This is a genomic window from Swingsia samuiensis (assembly GCF_006542355.1).
GTDB lineage: Bacteria > Pseudomonadota > Alphaproteobacteria > Acetobacterales > Acetobacteraceae > Gluconobacter > Gluconobacter samuiensis.
Map to the genome: position 1 here is coordinate 945296 of NZ_CP038141.1, position 17443 is coordinate 962738.

15 protein-coding genes, 1 tRNA gene and 4 pseudogenes are annotated in these 17443 nt (G+C 39.7%); 15 read left to right on the forward strand and 5 right to left on the reverse strand.

Going from position 1 to position 17443, the window contains the following annotated elements; translation table 11 throughout:
- Positions 1–90: 90 nt before the first annotated feature.
- The 7 genes and pseudogenes from infA to E3D00_RS10610 form a co-directional block, all read left to right on the forward strand.
- The gene (infA, locus tag E3D00_RS04290) at positions 91–309 is read left to right on the forward strand and encodes a translation initiation factor IF-1 (RefSeq protein WP_008852017.1); all 219 of its coding nucleotides are present in this window, start codon (positions 91–93) and stop codon (positions 307–309) included.
- Positions 310–317: 8 nt separating this feature from the next.
- Positions 318–968: a Maf family protein gene (locus E3D00_RS04295; protein WP_141460260.1), complete on the forward strand. Its 651-nt coding sequence runs from the start codon at positions 318–320 to the stop codon at positions 966–968.
- The gene (locus E3D00_RS04300; protein ID WP_141460262.1) at positions 965–2008 is read left to right on the forward strand and encodes a ribonuclease E/G; all 1044 of its coding nucleotides are present in this window, start codon (positions 965–967) and stop codon (positions 2006–2008) included. Before E3D00_RS04295 ends, E3D00_RS04300 begins: the two co-directional genes overlap by 4 nt.
- Positions 2005–2175 carry a DNA gyrase inhibitor YacG gene (locus tag E3D00_RS04305; RefSeq protein WP_141460264.1) on the forward strand — a complete coding sequence of 57 codons (171 nt, stop codon included), beginning with the start codon at positions 2005–2007 and terminating at the stop codon, positions 2173–2175. The genes E3D00_RS04300 and E3D00_RS04305 overlap by 4 nt, the downstream gene beginning before the upstream one ends.
- Before the next feature lie 70 nt (positions 2176–2245).
- Positions 2246–2321 (forward strand) — tRNA-Phe (locus E3D00_RS04310).
- Between the two features lie 119 nt (positions 2322–2440).
- Positions 2441–3493, forward strand: coding sequence for an aldo/keto reductase (locus tag E3D00_RS04315; RefSeq protein ID WP_141460266.1), 1053 nt, complete (start codon positions 2441–2443; stop codon positions 3491–3493).
- Positions 3474–3884 (forward strand): annotated as a pseudogene (locus E3D00_RS10610) (IS6 family transposase); the annotation flags it as partial. The gene E3D00_RS04315 and the pseudogene E3D00_RS10610, both read left to right, overlap by 20 nt.
- A gap of 123 nt (positions 3885–4007) precedes the next feature.
- On the opposite strand, the pseudogene E3D00_RS04325 reads toward E3D00_RS10610, so the two are convergent.
- The 3 genes and pseudogenes from E3D00_RS04325 to E3D00_RS04335 form a co-directional block, all read right to left on the reverse strand.
- Positions 4008–4103 (reverse strand): annotated as a pseudogene (locus E3D00_RS04325) (IS6 family transposase); the annotation flags it as partial.
- Positions 4091–4531 (reverse strand): hypothetical protein, encoded by a 441-nt coding sequence (locus tag E3D00_RS04330; protein WP_141460268.1) that lies wholly within the window; start codon positions 4529–4531, stop codon positions 4091–4093. The gene E3D00_RS04330 and the pseudogene E3D00_RS04325, both read right to left, overlap by 13 nt.
- A gap of 9 nt (positions 4532–4540) precedes the next feature.
- Positions 4541–5515: a hypothetical protein gene (locus tag E3D00_RS04335; protein WP_141460270.1), complete on the reverse strand. Its 975-nt coding sequence runs from the start codon at positions 5513–5515 to the stop codon at positions 4541–4543.
- Between the two features lie 234 nt (positions 5516–5749).
- Here E3D00_RS04335 and E3D00_RS10615 point away from each other — a divergent pair.
- Positions 5750–6058: pseudogene (locus E3D00_RS10615) on the forward strand (IS6 family transposase); the annotation flags it as partial.
- A 96-nt stretch (positions 6059–6154) separates the two neighbouring features.
- Positions 6155–6476: pseudogene (locus E3D00_RS10620) on the forward strand (IS6 family transposase); the annotation flags it as partial.
- 151 nt (positions 6477–6627) lie between these two features.
- Here E3D00_RS10620 and E3D00_RS04350 read toward each other — a convergent pair.
- Positions 6628–7941, reverse strand: coding sequence for an MATE family efflux transporter (locus E3D00_RS04350; RefSeq protein ID WP_141462370.1), 1314 nt, complete (start codon positions 7939–7941; stop codon positions 6628–6630).
- Between the two features lie 239 nt (positions 7942–8180).
- On the opposite strand from E3D00_RS04350, the gene flgE reads away from it, so the two are divergent.
- From flgE to htpG, 4 genes are all read left to right on the forward strand, one after another.
- Positions 8181–9425, forward strand: a complete 1245-nt coding sequence (flgE, locus tag E3D00_RS04355; RefSeq protein ID WP_141460272.1) for a flagellar hook protein FlgE — start codon at positions 8181–8183, stop codon at positions 9423–9425.
- A gap of 27 nt (positions 9426–9452) precedes the next feature.
- Positions 9453–10931, forward strand: a complete 1479-nt coding sequence (flgK, locus tag E3D00_RS04360) for a flagellar hook-associated protein FlgK (RefSeq protein WP_141460275.1) — start codon at positions 9453–9455, stop codon at positions 10929–10931.
- A 1-nt stretch (position 10932) separates the two neighbouring features.
- On the forward strand, positions 10933–11922 hold the full coding sequence (locus E3D00_RS04365; RefSeq protein ID WP_181442000.1) for a flagellin: 990 nt from the start codon (positions 10933–10935) through the stop codon (positions 11920–11922).
- A 68-nt stretch (positions 11923–11990) separates the two neighbouring features.
- The gene (gene htpG / locus E3D00_RS04370) at positions 11991–13850 is read left to right on the forward strand and encodes a molecular chaperone HtpG (protein WP_141460279.1); all 1860 of its coding nucleotides are present in this window, start codon (positions 11991–11993) and stop codon (positions 13848–13850) included.
- A gap of 53 nt (positions 13851–13903) precedes the next feature.
- Here htpG and E3D00_RS04375 read toward each other — a convergent pair whose 3' ends face one another.
- Entirely contained in the window at positions 13904–14869 is a 966-nt protein-coding gene (locus E3D00_RS04375; RefSeq protein ID WP_141460281.1) for a bile acid:sodium symporter family protein, read from the reverse strand.
- A 70-nt stretch (positions 14870–14939) separates the two neighbouring features.
- Here E3D00_RS04375 and E3D00_RS04380 point away from each other — a divergent pair, with 70 nt between their 5' ends.
- Together E3D00_RS04380 and E3D00_RS04385 are read left to right on the forward strand one after the other, a co-directional pair.
- Positions 14940–16874 (forward strand): glycoside hydrolase family 32 protein, encoded by a 1935-nt coding sequence (locus tag E3D00_RS04380; RefSeq protein WP_141460283.1) that lies wholly within the window; start codon positions 14940–14942, stop codon positions 16872–16874.
- Positions 16875–16947: 73 nt separating this feature from the next.
- Positions 16948–17418, forward strand: coding sequence for an MgtC/SapB family protein (locus tag E3D00_RS04385; RefSeq protein ID WP_141460285.1), 471 nt, complete (start codon positions 16948–16950; stop codon positions 17416–17418).
- Positions 17419–17443: the final 25 nt, after the last annotated feature.

The window sequence follows — 17443 nt, forward strand, 5'->3', positions numbered from 1 at the left end:
ATCCGCACATAGCTGAACTGTTTTCTGGCTCTCGCCGGGGCCTATGTTATAAATTGAGTCTTATTATCCGTCTTTGAAGCAAGGATTTCTATGTCAAAAGAAGACCTCATCGAATTTACTGGTACTGTTACCGAACTTCTCCCTAACGCCATGTTTCGTGTTACTCTGGATAACGAACACACCATTCTTGCCCACACGAGTGGGAAAATGCGCAAAAACCGTATTCGTGTTTTAGCAGGTGACCGCGTTAACGTTGAAATGACACCTTACGACCTAACCAAAGGCCGGATTACATTCCGCTTCAAATAAGACGCCTCATGGCACCCTCCCAGTCTTCGCTTTCTGATGTAGAGCCAATGGATCGCCCCGAGCTCATTTTAGCTTCTGCTTCTCCGCGACGGCTTACTCTTTTGAAGCAAATTGGCATTACTCCTGATCATATCATCAGCGCAGATCTGGATGAGGAGCCGCGCCCCGGTGAACTCCCTCGTGAATTGGCACGACGTCTTGCCAAAGCAAAAGCAGAAGCAATTGCTCAGACGCAGGCACATCGCAAAGCATTGATCATCGGTGCAGATACCGTTGTTTCATTGGGCCGTCGTATTCTTCCAAAAGCTGAGAACGAAGAAACGGCTCGTGCGTGTTTGCGTCTTTTATCCGGTCGAAAACACAAAGTTATTACGTCTGTCTTTCTATGCCCTACCTCAGCGTGGCCTGATGGTCTTTCCAACGAACGAGTTGTTGAAACAGCCGTCACGTTCAATCGCCTTACCCATCAACAAATTGACCATTTAATTGCTTTGGGTGATTGGGAAGGGAAGGCTGGTGGTTATGCTATACAAGGCGCTGCTGCCTCACATATTAGGCAAATTGGGGGCAGTTACTCTGCTGTTGTTGGACTGCCTCTCTTTGAAACAGCTCAACTTCTTCGCTCTCAACCTCGACATCAAACAACGTGGACCGTGTGATTGAGATTCGTGCTGCTTGCTCCCCAGGCGAATTACGCATTGCTGCAATTGAGAATGACACTTTTCTCTATGCAGGGCTTTGGCGCCTAGGGCAGCCAGATGGATTTGATGATTGGCATATTGTCCGGATCCAAACGATAGCACCAGCCTTAGGGGGTGCCTTTGTCACACTTTTTAATGGGCAAAGTGGCTTTCTATCTTCACGAAAGCTTATGACAGAAGGGGCCCTTGTTAGTGCTCGCGTTACTCGATCAGCTCAGAATGGAAAGGGGTTACGCCTTAGGCCTGCTGAAGATCCACCTTCATCTTTTCATGAACCAGCCTTAATTCAGCATGGAATGTCTCCTCTTGAAGAGGTGGCAAACCGTTTTCAAGACGCAACTATTTTTGTTGATGATGCGGCCATAGCAGCCCGACTTCCTTTACATCTCAGACCTCGTATAAAAACTTGTCTTAATGCTTTCGATTCAACCATTGAGACTGAATTTGATGAGCTCGGGTCAAATACGGTTGACCTAGGCTTAATGACAGCCAGTATTTTCCCAACACCCGCTCTTGTTGCCATCGATCTCGACAGCCATAAAAACCCAGATTTTAAAAGTAATGTTTCTTCCTTTGCGCCGCTGTCACGCCAAATAGCTTTAAGAAATTTGTCTGGTACACTCTTAATTGATCCTGCTGGTGTCAAAACACGTAAACGCTCAGCTCTTGTAAGTTTTTTACAAGACGCCATGAAAGATGACCCTCTTAAACCAAACGTTTTAGGAGTAACGCCCTCTGGTCTTCTTGAAATAACCCGTCCACGAAAACGCCCGCCTCTTCATGAACTTTTAACTTCGCCTCACGGGCAAGCACTTAATATCTTACGACACATTCTTCGAGAAAATCGTTCTGGAACAAAGTTAACAGCTTCTATTCCTCTTATTACAGCCCTAGAAAACGATCCGCTTGCACTAAAAGACTTTATCTCGCGTCGTGCAAGCCCTATTGAGCTTGCTATAAATCCGAATGCTGCTCCAACAGAATGGAGGCTATCATGAATTCTCGATGCCCGATTTGCCATCAACAGACCGAACCAAAGTTTCGACCTTTCTGCTCCCAACATTGCGCCAATGTTGACCTCGGTCGGTGGTTTAATGGAAATTACCGTGTCCCTTCATTCAGACAGGATAATGAAGAAGAAACTGAAGATTATAACGAAAGATAGGGTTGATCATTCTTTTAATATAAGCTAAACGCTTCTCACAACAGCAGGTTATACGCCTTCTTTGAGATGTGCCCAAGTAGCTCAGTTGGTAGAGCATGCGACTGAAAATCGCAGTGTCGGTGGTTCGATCCCGCCCTTGGGCACCATTCTATCTCCCGTATTTTTTGTATTTTCAGCAGTTAATTATTGCTTAATTGCTGTTTCTTTTCTCCCCTGACATAACTAATTTGATTATTAAATCTTATTACGTTTCAGGATTTCGTTAATGAAAAAGCGTCCACTGGGTCTCACAGATATCTTAGTCAGTGAAATCTGCTTAGGTACCATGACTTTCGGCCAACAAAACACAGAAGCTGAAGGGCATGAGCAACTGGATTTTGCTCTTGATCATGGTATCAACTTTATTGATACCGCTGAGCTTTATTCTATTCCCCCAAAAGCGGAAACCTATGGTTCAACAGAAACGATTATCGGCTCTTGGCTAAAAAAACGCGGCAATCGTGACAAGCTAATTATCGCAAGTAAGGTTGTTGGAAGGAGCAAATCTCCTTGGTTTCGTCCAAATGGGGAAGAAGCTCGTCTAACACCTTCTCAGATTCGTTATGCTCTAGAAAACTCCCTAAAACGACTACAGACTGATTATATTGACCTTTACCAGCTTCATTGGCCGGATCGAAATATTGGCTTATTTGGGGAAGGTGGAACCACCTTTTATGATATTCCACATGATAAAAACGAGGTTCCTATTGAAGAAACTTTAGGCGCCTTAGGCGACCTTGTTCAAGAAGGAAAAATACGCCATGTTGGATTATCAAATGAAACAGCGTGGGGAACATCGCAGTTTTTAGAGAACTCCAAAACAAAAAATCTTCCTCGAGTAGTTTCAATCCAAAACGCTTATAATCTTATCAACCGCACCTTTGAGATCGGGCTTGCGGAAATGTCTCTTCGTGAAAAGGTTGGATTATTGGCCTATTCACCTCTCGCTCAAGGCTATCTGACTGGGAAGTACTTGAATGGCGCTCGCCCTGCAGGGGCTCGAACCACCTTATTTGATCGTGGACAACGCTACCAAAAGCCCAGCGTGGATGAGGCAATTAAAGCATATCACCAACTTGCGCTCGCAGAAAATATTGACCCTGTCCAACTTGCTATTGCTTTTGTAACGTCTCGTCCGTTTGTTACATCAAATATCATTGGAGCGACGAGTATTGAACAATTAAAGGTCATTTTAGGAGCAAGTTCTGTAAAAATAACCCCCGAACTAGAAGAGAAAATAAACGCAATCCATCAGGTTTATTCTAATCCAGCGCCTTAAAGGGTGCTGGCACGTTCAGTTCACCGTGTTAAACGGCGCGGATGAACAAGCCCACAGTACGTTACAAATGGCATCGCTTTCCACGTGAGTTAATTGCGCACGCAGTGTGGCTGTATTTCCGTTTTCCATTGAGCTTTCGCTTGATTGAAGAAATGGCTCGAACGTGGGATTGTGGTGTCATTTGTAACGATCCGTCGGCTGCAGCCTGAAATTTGGTATGGCTTATGCACGTCGTTTAAAACGCAAAGTCGCCAAACCTGGAGATGTATGGCATCTCGACGAAGTGAGGATCGTAAGTAAAGGAAAGCCTCATTGGCTATGACGTGCTGTAGACCAAGACGGCTATATCCTTGATGAAATCTTACAGACACGGCGCAATACCAAAGCCGCTAACGTCTATGCTCTCATACGACACAGTCATCGTATCCAAGCCTTAGCTCAGTGGAATACTGCAACTTCTCTCACAGCATAAAGTCACTCAAATCCACACACACTCAAACCAAAAAACTTGATGTAACAGCACCGTCAGTAAACGCTGAGCAGCTTTAGTATTGCGCCGTGTCTGTAAGATTTCATCAAGGATATAACCGTCTTGGTCTACAGCTTCCCATCAAGCTTAAAGATATACCACCCCCCTCTATGAGCAGCTTCATAATGATCAATGGAGTAATGATGAAGGTGAGCCCACAGTATAAGTAAAGGAGAATGCAAAACTGGAAAGACTATCATCCAAAGAATAGAAAAAATAAAAAGGAAACTTTCCACAGGCTGTGATTTTTTATTATTTCTAATTACCGCTATAATCATAGCTAAATCCAAAAAAACAAAACCATATCCTCCTAATAATCCAGTTTCTACACTAGATTCTTTTACAAAATTATTTTTTCCATCCAATTTTAACAAATCTGGAATTGTTAGGTATTTATTTATCAAAATTGATAAAATAGAAAACAAAGAAAGAACGCTTATTGCCATAATTACTTTAAAGACACTAGGCCTTGGCGTTGTAAATAAAACCCATCCCTTTATTTTTTTCATGGCCTCATCCTAGTAGGAGAAATACACACCTGGATAAGAAATCAAACTTTTACATTCAGATCCAATACTATGTGCATATTCTTTAATATTTTTTGCATAATATTTCGTCATATCTTTTCCTACAGACTCAAACGCCTCTCCTGTAGATTTAATGGCCTGTTCTGTAACCGTAATCGCATTATCAATGTATGTACCTTCTATTTGTTTTGCAAGAGCAATAGCTTTATCTGTTAAATGATAGCTATTATCTAAAGCAGTAATACCCATACTAGCAATTAAGGATACCCCGGCTACTACGCAAAAGGTGGCCACCACAGGCATAGCACTTCCAACAACCAGCCCTACCACTGTTCCAATTGCCGTCGCAGCCAAAGCCTGAACTACATCGCTTAAAATTGTAACCTCTAAGCGGGTCATATCAAATTTATCTTGAAGACATTCATGTACAATGTCCCAAGCTACCACACAAACTATTGCTATTTTCGTTCCTTTACCCGCTTCTTTTAACATTTCTGCTTTTCCAACCACTAGGCCCATTTCTTTAATGATTGGATTTTCTTTTAAATATGTTGTCCCTGAGAGTTTCGCCCGCAATCCAGGGCGACCTTTAAACACTACTATCTCTTTCCCTGAGCGGCTTATTTTAAGATAAGCAGACCCTTTTATTCCTAGAATAGTAATTTGTTTAATAGCGCTTCTTCCATTGTTATAGGCATCATGTAAACCAAACATATCAATATAGTAATTATCTTTTAAATATGAATTAGCACTATCTATAACAGCAAAAGGATTTGGTGGGCGACGATCCCAATCACTAACCCAATTATCAGCCATCTTTGAAGGAGATTTCGAGGTTGGGATCTGAGAACGTAAAGAAGCTAGATTCGTTGGGCACATTGCCTTGTGATCCTCAGCGAGCAATACGTTAAATTGCTGAAGCGTCATAATAAAGATTTCGCTATCTTCGTGTGGTACTGTGCTCATATAGCCTCTTTAATCAATTTTTTCAAAGTGTTATTTAATTTAAAACAATAAATCCAAAAGTTTTGAAATTTATTATAAATAAATAAGCACTACTTCCTTCATTTTAGTAAATGAGTTTATTTCAAATTTAATTTCACAAGGCAATATATTTATTTTGGTCCTTTTAAAAATTTTAGGTATCATCTTGATGCCCCTGTTGGAAACCGCTGCCGGTGTTAGCGTAGGGCTTGGCAGATGAGTGATTTCAAGGATCGTCATTTTCGTGGTGAAGTGATCTTATGGGCGGTGCGTTGGTATTGCTGTTATGGGATCAGCTATCGCGACCTTGAAACGATGCTCTGTGAGCGCGGTGTCCACGTTGATCACTAACGATCTACTGTTGGGTTCAGCGCTATGCGCCTGAGATGGAAAAGCGGCTTTGGGGGTATTGGAAACGTCCGTCCTTTTCCCGTAGCTGGCGGGTGGATGAGACCTAATATCAAGGTCAAAGAGAAAAGGGCGTATCTCTATTTGGCGCTCGATAAAAACGGCGAGACGATTGATTGTTCCTATCGCCGACCCGAAGGTGCTGTCTCGTTAACTCTGTCGTGTTAGACGGTATGCATGACTGCGTCTCCAGTAAGTTACAAACGGCATCGTTTTCCGCGTGAGCTGGTAGCCCATGCGGTGTGGCTGTATTTTCGTTTCCTTTAAGCTTTCGCTTGATTGAGGAAATGCTGCTCGAACGTGGGATTATGGTGTCGTATGAGACCATTCGTCTCTGGATCCTGAAATTCGGCGCAACTTATGCTCGTCGCTTAAAGCACAAAACCGCCAAGTCTGGGAATATATGGCATCTCGACGAGGTAAGGATCGTCATCGGTGGCAAGGCGCACTGGCTATGCCGTGTGCCGTCGATCAGGACGGCTATATCCTTGATGAAATCTTACAGACACGGCTTAACACCAACGCTCTCATACGACACAGTCATCGCATACAAGCCTTCGCTCAATGGAAGAGCGCAGCCTCTCTCCCTGCATGCATTAACCCAAAAAGCGCTTATATCACAACCGTCATAAGTTAACGTGATAGCACCTCTTAAAATTACACATTGGGTAATGGCCCTTATGCCATTACCAATTACAACTATGGGGCCCAAGCTTTTTTATGACACGGAAAGCCGTTAATGCGGCTAATGTCCCAAACAGAACAACACCAAGAGCTTGTCCAACCAAAACCCCGATAGGACCATAATAATGCCCAATCCAAACAAATGGTATCGTTCCTAATGTTGCACGCCCCCAATTAAAGCCTGTTGAATAAAAAGGGTGGCCTAAATTATTAAACGCTGTATTTGATACAAATAATAAACCGACAAACATGTAACTCATAACAAGCCAAGAACAAAAAATCTTTACTATCCCAACGCCTTCACCATGAATATTAAACAAACTTACAATTATATTTTGTCCTGCGGCTAACACTAGCCAAGTTATTCCAACACATAAGCCAGTTAATTTTAAGGCAGCCATCAACGTTTCTTTTACACGGTCAAACTGGTGTGCTCCAAGGTTTTGAGCCATAATAGGACCAACAGATCCTGTAAGAGCAAAAACCAAAGCAAATGCAACAGGGACAATACGATCTATCGTTGCCTGTCCAGAAACCGCATTAAGCCCAAATTGAGCCATGGCATGTGTGACAAATAATCCCCCGACAGGGGTCGCCAAATTGGTTGCTATCGCAGGCAATGCTATTCGACCAATATATTTTATAGACGGAATGAAATCCTCTTTTTGAGGCCACTCCAACATTCTATGCCCTTTTAAATTCAGAAATCCACTCGTCACCACTGCACAACGGGCAAGAACAGTACTTATTGCAGCCCCTTCAAGCCCTAAATGCAACAAAAAAATCATAATCGGATCAAGCGTTGCTGAAACAAAAGCACCAGTTAGCGTAACTCGCATAGCTCGCTTTGCATCACCTACAGCTCTTAAAAGAGCTGATAAGGCCATTCCTAAACACATCAAAGGTAAGGCGGGCGATATAATTGAGAAAAAATATACCGCATTTTGTAAAGCCTCCCCTTGTGCACCAAGAAGAGCTAAAATTTTTCGTGAAAAAATAGCCGTTGTTATTCCAACTAAACCAGCCAGACTAACCATCACAATAATAAAAGCCGACCCTAACCGACGCGCCTTTGCATGCTGCCTTGCACCAATCAGACGTCCTGTACAGGCACCTAGCCCAATCGTCATCCCAATCGAAATTGCTATTTGCACATAATTAATTGATGCAGAAAAAGCGATTGCAGCCGTTAAGGCAGGGTTATGCAAATATGATATATAAAAATAATTCAATAAATCGACAGCAAAAACAGCCATTAAACCAATGGCGCCCATACCTGCCATCGTTATGACATGCCTCATAATACTACCATGCACAAACCGCGCCGGCTTTATAGACTCATCTGGAATTTCTGGCTTCTCTGAATTTTCCGATGATTTTTGCATACCTTAATCTTTTATCTCATCTTTCATCAAAGAAAGCATATTCTTCGAATACGTTAGGATAATTAATCAAAAATCAAACGATTATAAGGAATTTATTAACCTAGCTTATGGAATCCTCAAAAAACATACTTTTAAACGTCGCTCCTTAACGAAATGTCAGGATTCCTCTAATGTCCATATTTAACTCGCTCAATACGGCCGTCAGTGGTTTAAACGCTCAATCACATGCCTTTAGTGACTTATCGAATAACATAGCAAATAGTCAGACTGTAGGATATAAGGCAACAACAACAAGTTTTGAAAACTATGTCACGAATAATTCCCAATCAACGTCTGGGCAAAATACAAGTGATGATGTCATCGCTTCAACACAACAACATAACGACAATCAAGGAATGGTTGTCTCTTCATCAGACAGCTTAGCATTAGCGATTTCGGGAAATGGCTTTTTCAATGTCGCGCAGCCCAGTATGCAGGCAGGGTCAAACCCAACTTCACAATTTTATACTCGGAATGGCGATTTTACCCAAAATAATAAAGGATTTTTAGTTAACTCGTCCGGATACTATCTGGAAGGGTATCAAAATGATAGTAATGGAGTGTTGCAATCTAACCTTGCTCCTATTCAAATTCCTTTAAATATTCCATTTAAGCCTACCCAAACAACAACCGTTTCTATTTCTTCTCCCATTGGCAGTACCAACACCACAGGAGCAAGCAATACATCTCAAACCACTGTTTACGATAGTGCCGGACAGCCTCATCAAGTTGCCTTAAACTGGAAACAGTCTTCACAAAATCCACTCTCATGGACGGTGAGTAATGCTTCTAATCCATCTAATTTTACAACTTTACAGTTTAACAGCGATGGATCTTTAGCCTCTGTTAATGGACAAAACCAATCTGCAGGATCGGAGGGAACCTTTAATTATCAAGGATCTCCGCAGAATATAGCAATTAACCTCGGCATGATTGGTAGCACGACAGGTGCCAGTTTAGCCGTAGGGAATAACGCCTTCTCTCATACTATTTCATCATCCAGCGATAGCATCACGAGCGGTCAATTTATCGGTATTTCGATGCAATCCAATGGAGATGTTACTGCTAATTTTGATAATGGCCTTTCACAACAATTTGCAAAAATACCTCTGGCTACCTTCTCAGATCCTAATGCCCTCGCTTTACAAAACGGACAAGCTTACACAGCAACAGAAAATTCAGGCTCAGCCTCAATAAAAGCAGTTAATACTAATGGAGCAGGGCAGCTCGTTACATCTTCTCTAGAGGGGTCAACAACAGATCTAACTAAAGACCTCACAAGACTTATTGTCGCACAGCAGGCCTATGGTGCGAATACTAAAGTTGTAACAACTGCTAATCAATTACTTCAAACAACATTAGCTATGATTCAATAATTACCTCTTCTCCAGTGAGTATTCATTATGAACCTTGAAAATTCTCTCTCGATTGCTTCTTCTGGATTAAATGTCATTCAATATGGCATGTCCACGGCTTCTCAAAATATAGCCAATGCTGAGACGGAAGGGTATATTAAAGAAGATACAAACGTCGAAACGACATCATTAAACGGGATAGGAGCAGGTGTTAGAGCTGTTCCTGATAGCCTTTCAACCAATATCCAAATTCAAAAAGCTTTATATAAACAAAATGCGAATGTTTCTGAATATAATACAATCAATAATGCTCTTTCTCCTATTATTAGTATGCAAGGTTCTGTTTCGGCTGACCCGGGGGAAACTGGAACATTAACGGACCAACTTGGAAATATACAATCTTCTTTAATCCAATTAACGTCTTCTGAAGACAACTATACTTTGCAAAATACTGTTCTTGCGCGCGCAAATGATTTTGCTCAATCTGTTAATAATATTGCAAACGTTATCCAATCCCAAAGACAGAATGCTCAAAACGAAATTAATAACAATATATCCAGCATTAATTATAATTTAACAAGCATTGGTAACCTTTCATCACAAATAATGGTCATGAAAAATCAAGGATTAGATACTACAAGTCTTGAAAACGAACGCTTTTCAGCCCTTTCTTCTTTATCAAATACTCTACAAATTTCTTGGAATATCTCCTCAAATGGGGATATGACAATTTCAACTAAAGATGGTTTAACATTACCTACTCACCGTTCTGATAATTCTATTTCTAACAAATGGCCCCTTTCAATCTCTTTAACCAATCTCTCTGTTGATTCTTTTTACGAAAAAAACTCCCTAACGACTTCTATTCCTGGGATAATGTTACAAGGGAAAGACGCAACATCTCATTTAAGTGGAGGATCGTTAGGAGCAAATATAACACTCCGAGATTCTATATTACCTAAAATGCAAGCTCAGCTAGATTCTCTCTCTTACACTGTTGCTAATCGTTTCAGTTCTCAAGGAATGAATTTATTCACAAACTCTGATAAAAACTCATCTAATAATGTTAATGGAAATGAACCGAGCAGTATCTTAGGATTTTCTCAAAATTTTCAAGTATCCAGTATATATATTCAAAACTCCTCTTTTCTTTCTTCTAAATATAAAGATGTCATACAAAATATATTACAAAATACCTTCTCCACAAACACACCGAAAGCACCAAATATAAATTATGGAAGTAATAATATTTCTACAGGATATAGCGGGGAGCAAGATATTTTATCTCTCGCGACTAGCTTAACATCCAGTCAAGCAACAACAGCCAATAACATTCAAAATCGTTTATCTCTTTCAGAAAACACTCAAAAAAACCTTTCATCTACCCTATCAAAAACCTCGGGTGTCTCTATAGATAAGGAAATGACAAATATTGTTACTCTACAAAATGCTTACTCAGCAAATGCCAAAGTAATATCAATGGTTCAATCAATGTTTACAACCCTTATGAATGCTATTGGAAATTAGTATGTCTGAAATTATTTCATCATTTGGCAACTCTAATTTCTCTAATTTCCAAACTTTTGATCTTAATAGCTTGGAAAATAAAAAAAATAACCTTCAAGAAGAAGTCTCTTCCGGTGTTTTATCTGGCAATTACACAAACCTTGGAAGCAATCGTATTGAAAATTTAAACTTGCAGCCAACAATAACAAAAATAAATGCTCTCAATAATAATATAAAAATATCACAAACAGACCTCTCAATCCGACAAAACTATGTAGGTTCTTTAATAAAAATATCAAATAATTTTAATCTTTTAATAAACTCGTTCTCAAATAATGTGTCACAGAAAAACATCTCTGATTTACAAAACCAAGCAAAGGTTTATATTTCAGATATTACAAATCTAATTAATTCACAAAAGGGAAACAAATATATATTTTCAGATATAAATGATAATATTCCCCCTATATCTGAAGATATAAATACATCCTCCCTTAACAAGGAAATTAAATCAATTGTTAACAATTATTCTGGAAAAAACTCAAATAGCATATTGTCTTTAGCACAACAGGCTGTTCAAAATAGCCCAAAAAACAAACCGTTCTCTTCTTCTGTTATGAGCTTTCCAAATGCTAATATAAAAATGCCGTCCAATTCGGAAAGCATCATAAAAAATCTCTTTAGCAATTTAATGATCGTATCCTCAGTTAACGTAGGAAAATTAAAAGAAAACTATAATCCCTTACTGAAAGAAGTTTTATCTTCTAATAGCAAAGTAATTCAAGGATTAGAAAATATTAATGGATCAATGGGGATAGAGCAAAACAATTTACAGCATCAATCTTCTCTTTTATCTCAAAATAAAGATATATTAACGTCTCAACTTAATTCTACACGTGATGCAGATCTCGCCACAGTTTCTGTTCAACTTAATGACATAAATAACCAACTCCAGGCATCTTATTCTCTTATTGCTAAAATGTCTGATTTTTCACTCACACGGTATCTCTAAAGAATATTGAAAACCAAAGACTAATTTACATATTATATTAGAAATTAGTCTTCATAAAGGTTTTAAAAATGAATGATAAACAAGGACAAACTGAAAACCATCAATTTAATGCTGAAGTCGGGCGCCTGCTTGATTTAGTCGTTCACTCCTTATACTCAGACCGTGAAATTTTTCTACGAGAACTCGTCGCCAACTCTGCAGATGCGAGTGATAAACGTCGATTTGAAGCACTTACAGACGCGTCTTTAGCTCTTCCAGAAAACTCAAATATTCAAATTACACCGAATAAATCAGAAAAAAAGCTTACAATCTCTGATGATGGCATCGGAATGTCACATGATGAGTTAGCTCAAAACCTCGGAACCATAGCTCGTTCTGGAACGCGTGCTTTTGGTGAAAAATTAAGCTCCGCAAAACCAGAAGAACGCCCTAGTCTGATTGGGCAATTTGGTGTTGGTTTTTACGCTGCTTTTATGGTCGCAGATCAGGTTGATGTTACATCCAAAAAAGCTGGCTCCGACGAAGCTTGGACATGGTCTTCTAATGGAAAAGGATCTTTTACTTTAACACCTGCTTCTCGTTCTCATGCAGGAACAGATATTATCCTTCACATGAAGGAAGACGCAGAAGAATTTCTTGATAACTGGCGTTTACGATCTGTTATTCGCAAATGGGCAGACCATATTTCTTGGCCAATTACATTACGTGAAACAAAAGAAGATGGTTCTCATGAAGACATAACAATTAATCAAGGAACAGCTTTATGGAAAAAAAATAAATCAGACATAACCTCTGAGCAATATACAGAATTTTACCGCCATATTTCACATGCCTTCGATGAGCCTTACGTTACCATGCATTGGCACGCAGAAGGAACCACGGAGTTTACCTCTCTCCTCTTCTTACCAAGTGAGCGGCCTTTTGACTTCATGGAGCAACAAACTCGTGAAAGTCACATCCATCTCCACGTGAGACGTATGTTTATCACGGACAATGCAGAATTAGTGCCAAACTGGATGCGTTTTGTTCAAGGTGTTGTCGATACAGAAGACCTTCCTTTGAATGTTTCACGTGAAATGCTGCAAACCACACCTGTTCTTGCTCGTATTCGTAAAGCCGTCACCAAAAAGGTTTTAGCCGAAATAAAGAACAAAGCTAAAACTGCAGATGAAAAATTCAATTCTTTCTGGGAAAATTTTGGAGCCGTCATCAAAGAAGGCCTTTGGGAAGATAGTGAGTATAAACAAGAAATCGCTAGTTTTGCACGTTTTCACAGTACTCATAGTGATGATCTAACAACATTAGATGACTACATTTCCCGAATGAAAGAAGGCCAAGACGCAATATACTTTCTCACAGGTGATAATTTAGCTTCCTTGAAGTCTTCCCCTCAACTTGAAGGCTTTCGTAGTCGGGGAATAGAAGTTCTGCTTTTATCTGATCCTGTTGATGCTTTTTGGCCAGAACGCCTTAACTCTTACAATGATAAGGTCTTACGTTCTGTCATAAACTCTCACAGTGATTTAGATAAATTTGAAGATAAAGATGCGGATCAAACCGAACCTGCCAATCTTGATACACTCTTACCCATTTTAAAAGATGCTCTTGGAGATAACGTCAAAGATGTCCGCAATACAGAACGGTTGAAAGGAAGCGCTGTCGTTTTAACCTCTGAAGGAGGGCCGGATCTCACTATGCAACGTTTAATGCGTCGTTCTGGGCAATCTCTTCCTGAAGTCCCACCAATTCTTGAAATTAATGCTCGTCACCCATTGATCAAAAACCTTAGCGAAAAGGTAGCCGAAGGAAAAAATATTCACGACTATGCTCTGGTTTTACTAAATTTAGCAAAGTTACAAGAGGGAGAATCACTGAAAAACCCAAATGAGTTTTCACAATTACTTTTAAACCTACTTGTTAATAAGTAATATCTCTTATCCTAAGGGTTGGGTTATCTAATCCAACCCTTTTTTAAGGTTATCTATAATCTCTGACTATATTTTCTTGCTAATATCGTACAAACAAAGAGTTGTATCTGATGGTATATGATAAGAGGAATAACAATAATACCCACCTCATGATGCGGAAAAATAATACTTGCCATTGGTATCCCAGAAGCTAATGATTTTTTTGAACCACAAAACTGTAAAGAAATACTATTTTCAAGAGATTGCTTTTCTTTTTTCGCAAGGTAATAAGAAAAATATAAAACAACAGCCAACATTAAAAAATCAATAAAAAACACTTCTGCAATATGTAATGCAGATACTTTTCTCCAAATACCTTCTAAGACAGCAGAGCTAAAAGCACTATATACAACAAATAAAATAGATCCCCTATCTGTAAATGATATTAATATTTTATTCTTTTTAATAATTCTATATAACCACTTTTGACAGATTTGCCCTAAAATAAATGGTATTAAAAGTTCTTTCACTATATCAATAATTGTATTATATGATGCCAAATTTCCATTACTACTACCAATTAAAATACTAAATAAAAATGGTGTTATAAATATTCCTAAAATATTGGATGTTGTTGATGCGCAAATAGAAGCAGGAATATTACCCCTTGCTATAGATGTTAAAGCGATTGATGACTGCACCGTCGACGGTAAACAACACAAAAACAAAATGCCTTGCCATAGGCCTATCTCAAAAAACGACTCTTTTAAAACTTCATTGCAAACAAAATAAAAAAATACTCCCATAAAAGGGAAAAATATAAATGTGAAAAATAATACTGAGAGCTGCAAAGTCCAATTTTTTAAGCTCTCTAGAAGAAATTTTCTTTCCAGCCTTACACCTTGAAAGAAAAACATCATAGAAATTAAAAAATAAGTTAACCTCTCTAGTACTTTTTGCGTTCCTCCTGAAGCAGGAAAAATTGATGCCAAAATAATGGCAACCACCAAAGACATGAGAAAGGGGTCTAAACGTTTCATGTTTTTATAAAATCTTAATCACGAAAAATCTGCAACTCCTTCTTTCTCCATTCTTACTTTCTGAGGTCGTATGACTGATAAAAAAGATAAACTCGCACTTGGCAGACGCGGTACTCTCGCTTCAATCATTGCACTCGGTGCAATGGCCGGAAGTCGTCAGGTTGCAAATGCTGCTGATAAAAAAAATAGCGATAATACGAATCAAAACAGCTCTCACCCTGAACCAGGGAACCAACCAGGCGTAGCCAACCGACCTGTTGTTAAAACACAAAGCGACTATTTATATCGCCCAACCATTCATTTTTCTCCTCTAACAGGATTTATGAATGACCCGAATGGTTTGATCTTTGATGGAAAACTTTTCCATTTATACTATCAATATGACCCTTTCGCTCCATATGCAGGTCAAGTTCATTGGGGGCATGCAACAAGTACAGATCTATACACGTGGGAAGATCAACCCATTGCTATCGACCAAACATCTGCAGGAGAAGCTTACACCGGATGTGTGATCTTAGATAAAGACAATGTCTCCGGGCTTTTCCCGGCAAAACAGCCCATCACACAAACTGAAAATAAATCAGCTGCATTGCCAGCTCAAACAGCAACTGAAGCGGCTACACAAGCTCTTGCCGGAAAATTAAATAAAAGCGCCTCTGACGCACCATTATCACCTGATAATGTTAAAGTGCTTGGCCCTAATACAAACGCACCGTTTGGCGAGATTTACGCCCCTTCATCAACAGTTAATGGAAAAGAAGAAGCAGCGAGTACGCCTAGCAGCACACTCCCTCCCATGGCTGGTGGGCTCGTCGCTATTTACACACGTTCAACACCAAAACTGGAAACCCAATATATTGCCTGGAGCCCGGATGGTGGAAAACGCTTTATTGATTCCGAACATAACCCAATCCTTGACATAGGCTCAAACTCTTTCCGTGACCCAAAAGTTTTTTGGCATGCAGAAAGCCAAAAATGGGTCATGGTCATTGTAAAATCACGTGCCCATGAGGTTTCTTTTTATGGTTCAATTGATCTTAAAAATTGGATGCATTTAAGTGATTTTGGCCCCTCTGGGCTTTTTGGTGTTGATTACGAATGTCCTAATCTTATTGAACTTCCCATTGAAGAGAATGGAAAATCTGGGACACGTTGGGTTCTTTTTGTTTCTGTAAATCCTGGCGGTCCCCAAGGAGGAAGTGTTACCCAATATTTCGTAGGAGACTTCGATGGGGAACGCTTTATTCCAGATAATACCGTTGTAGGTATAACAGATTTTGCAAAAGATAGTTATGCTATGCAGGTATATGATAATATGCCTAATAATGAAGGTGTATATTTTGCTTGGTTTGGTAACTGGCAATACTGTGAAGAAGTGCCAAACAGAAGCTGGCGTGGATTAATGACACTTCCTCGCAAAATGTCTCTGCGTCGAGATGAAATGAATTGGCTGAGGCTCGTTCAACGCCCTTATGGACTAGAAAAATTCCGGCAAGAGAAAATTCCTTTCCATGTAACGAGAATTCCTGAGAAAAGTGGCGTTCAGGTTTCTGTTCCTACAGGGCAAGCCATCGAACTCAATATTGATGTCACACTTGATGAACGCAAAAATGCTCTACCAGATATAGATGGTGGAAAAGCAGGCCGTTTTTCAATCATCTTCTCAAATGACCAAGGGGAAAATCTTTCAATTGGATTTGACGCTTTCTCAGCTCAACTCTGGCTTGATAGAGGAAACCTACGTGGTCTATCCCAACCTTTCTTCACAGGAAGATTTTCAACTCCTTTGACCACGAATAGTAGAAGCTTCTCACTGCAACTTGTTCTAGATGCATGTGCTCTAGAAATATTTGCAAATGATGGCTTATCCGTTGGAACGGCTCTTATTTATCCAACCAGTCCACTTGATACACTGAGCCTGCAGGCAACAAATGCAGGGGCAACCATAAGATCTCTTAGCCTGTATACTCTACGTAAAACCATGGACAGACCAACTATGTCATAAAAAACACTATAGCGTCGTTTTTTCAAATGAGATAACGACGCTATAGCATTCATTCTGTTTTAAAGACTAAAATATGCATTTTATTAAAACTTTTGATCTTCATTCTTTTACAGATACTTTTTTAAGTTACCTTTCTGCCTTTATATTCGGAACTCTTATTGGAGCAGAACGACAGTTCCGCCAAAGAACCGCTGGGCTTAGAACAAATGCTCTGGTTGCTTTAGGTGCTTCAGCTTTTGTAGATCTCGCCCAGCGTATTGATGGTAATACTTCTGCTACCCGTGTCATTTCTTATGTTGTATCGGGTGTCGGCTTTCTTGGGGCAGGTGTTATCATGAAGGATGGCGCCAATATTCGGGGGCTTAACACTGCCGCAACACTATGGTGTTCAGCTGCGATTGGCGCTTGTGCTGGAAGTGATATGATTGCTGAAGCAGCATTACTTACTTTTTTTATTCTATTTGCGAATACTATTTTACGTGTTTTTGTGAAATGGATTGATAAAAGACTTCCTGAAAAAACATCTTCTATCGACCAAGAATAAATATAGAGTGTTTAAAAACACTCTA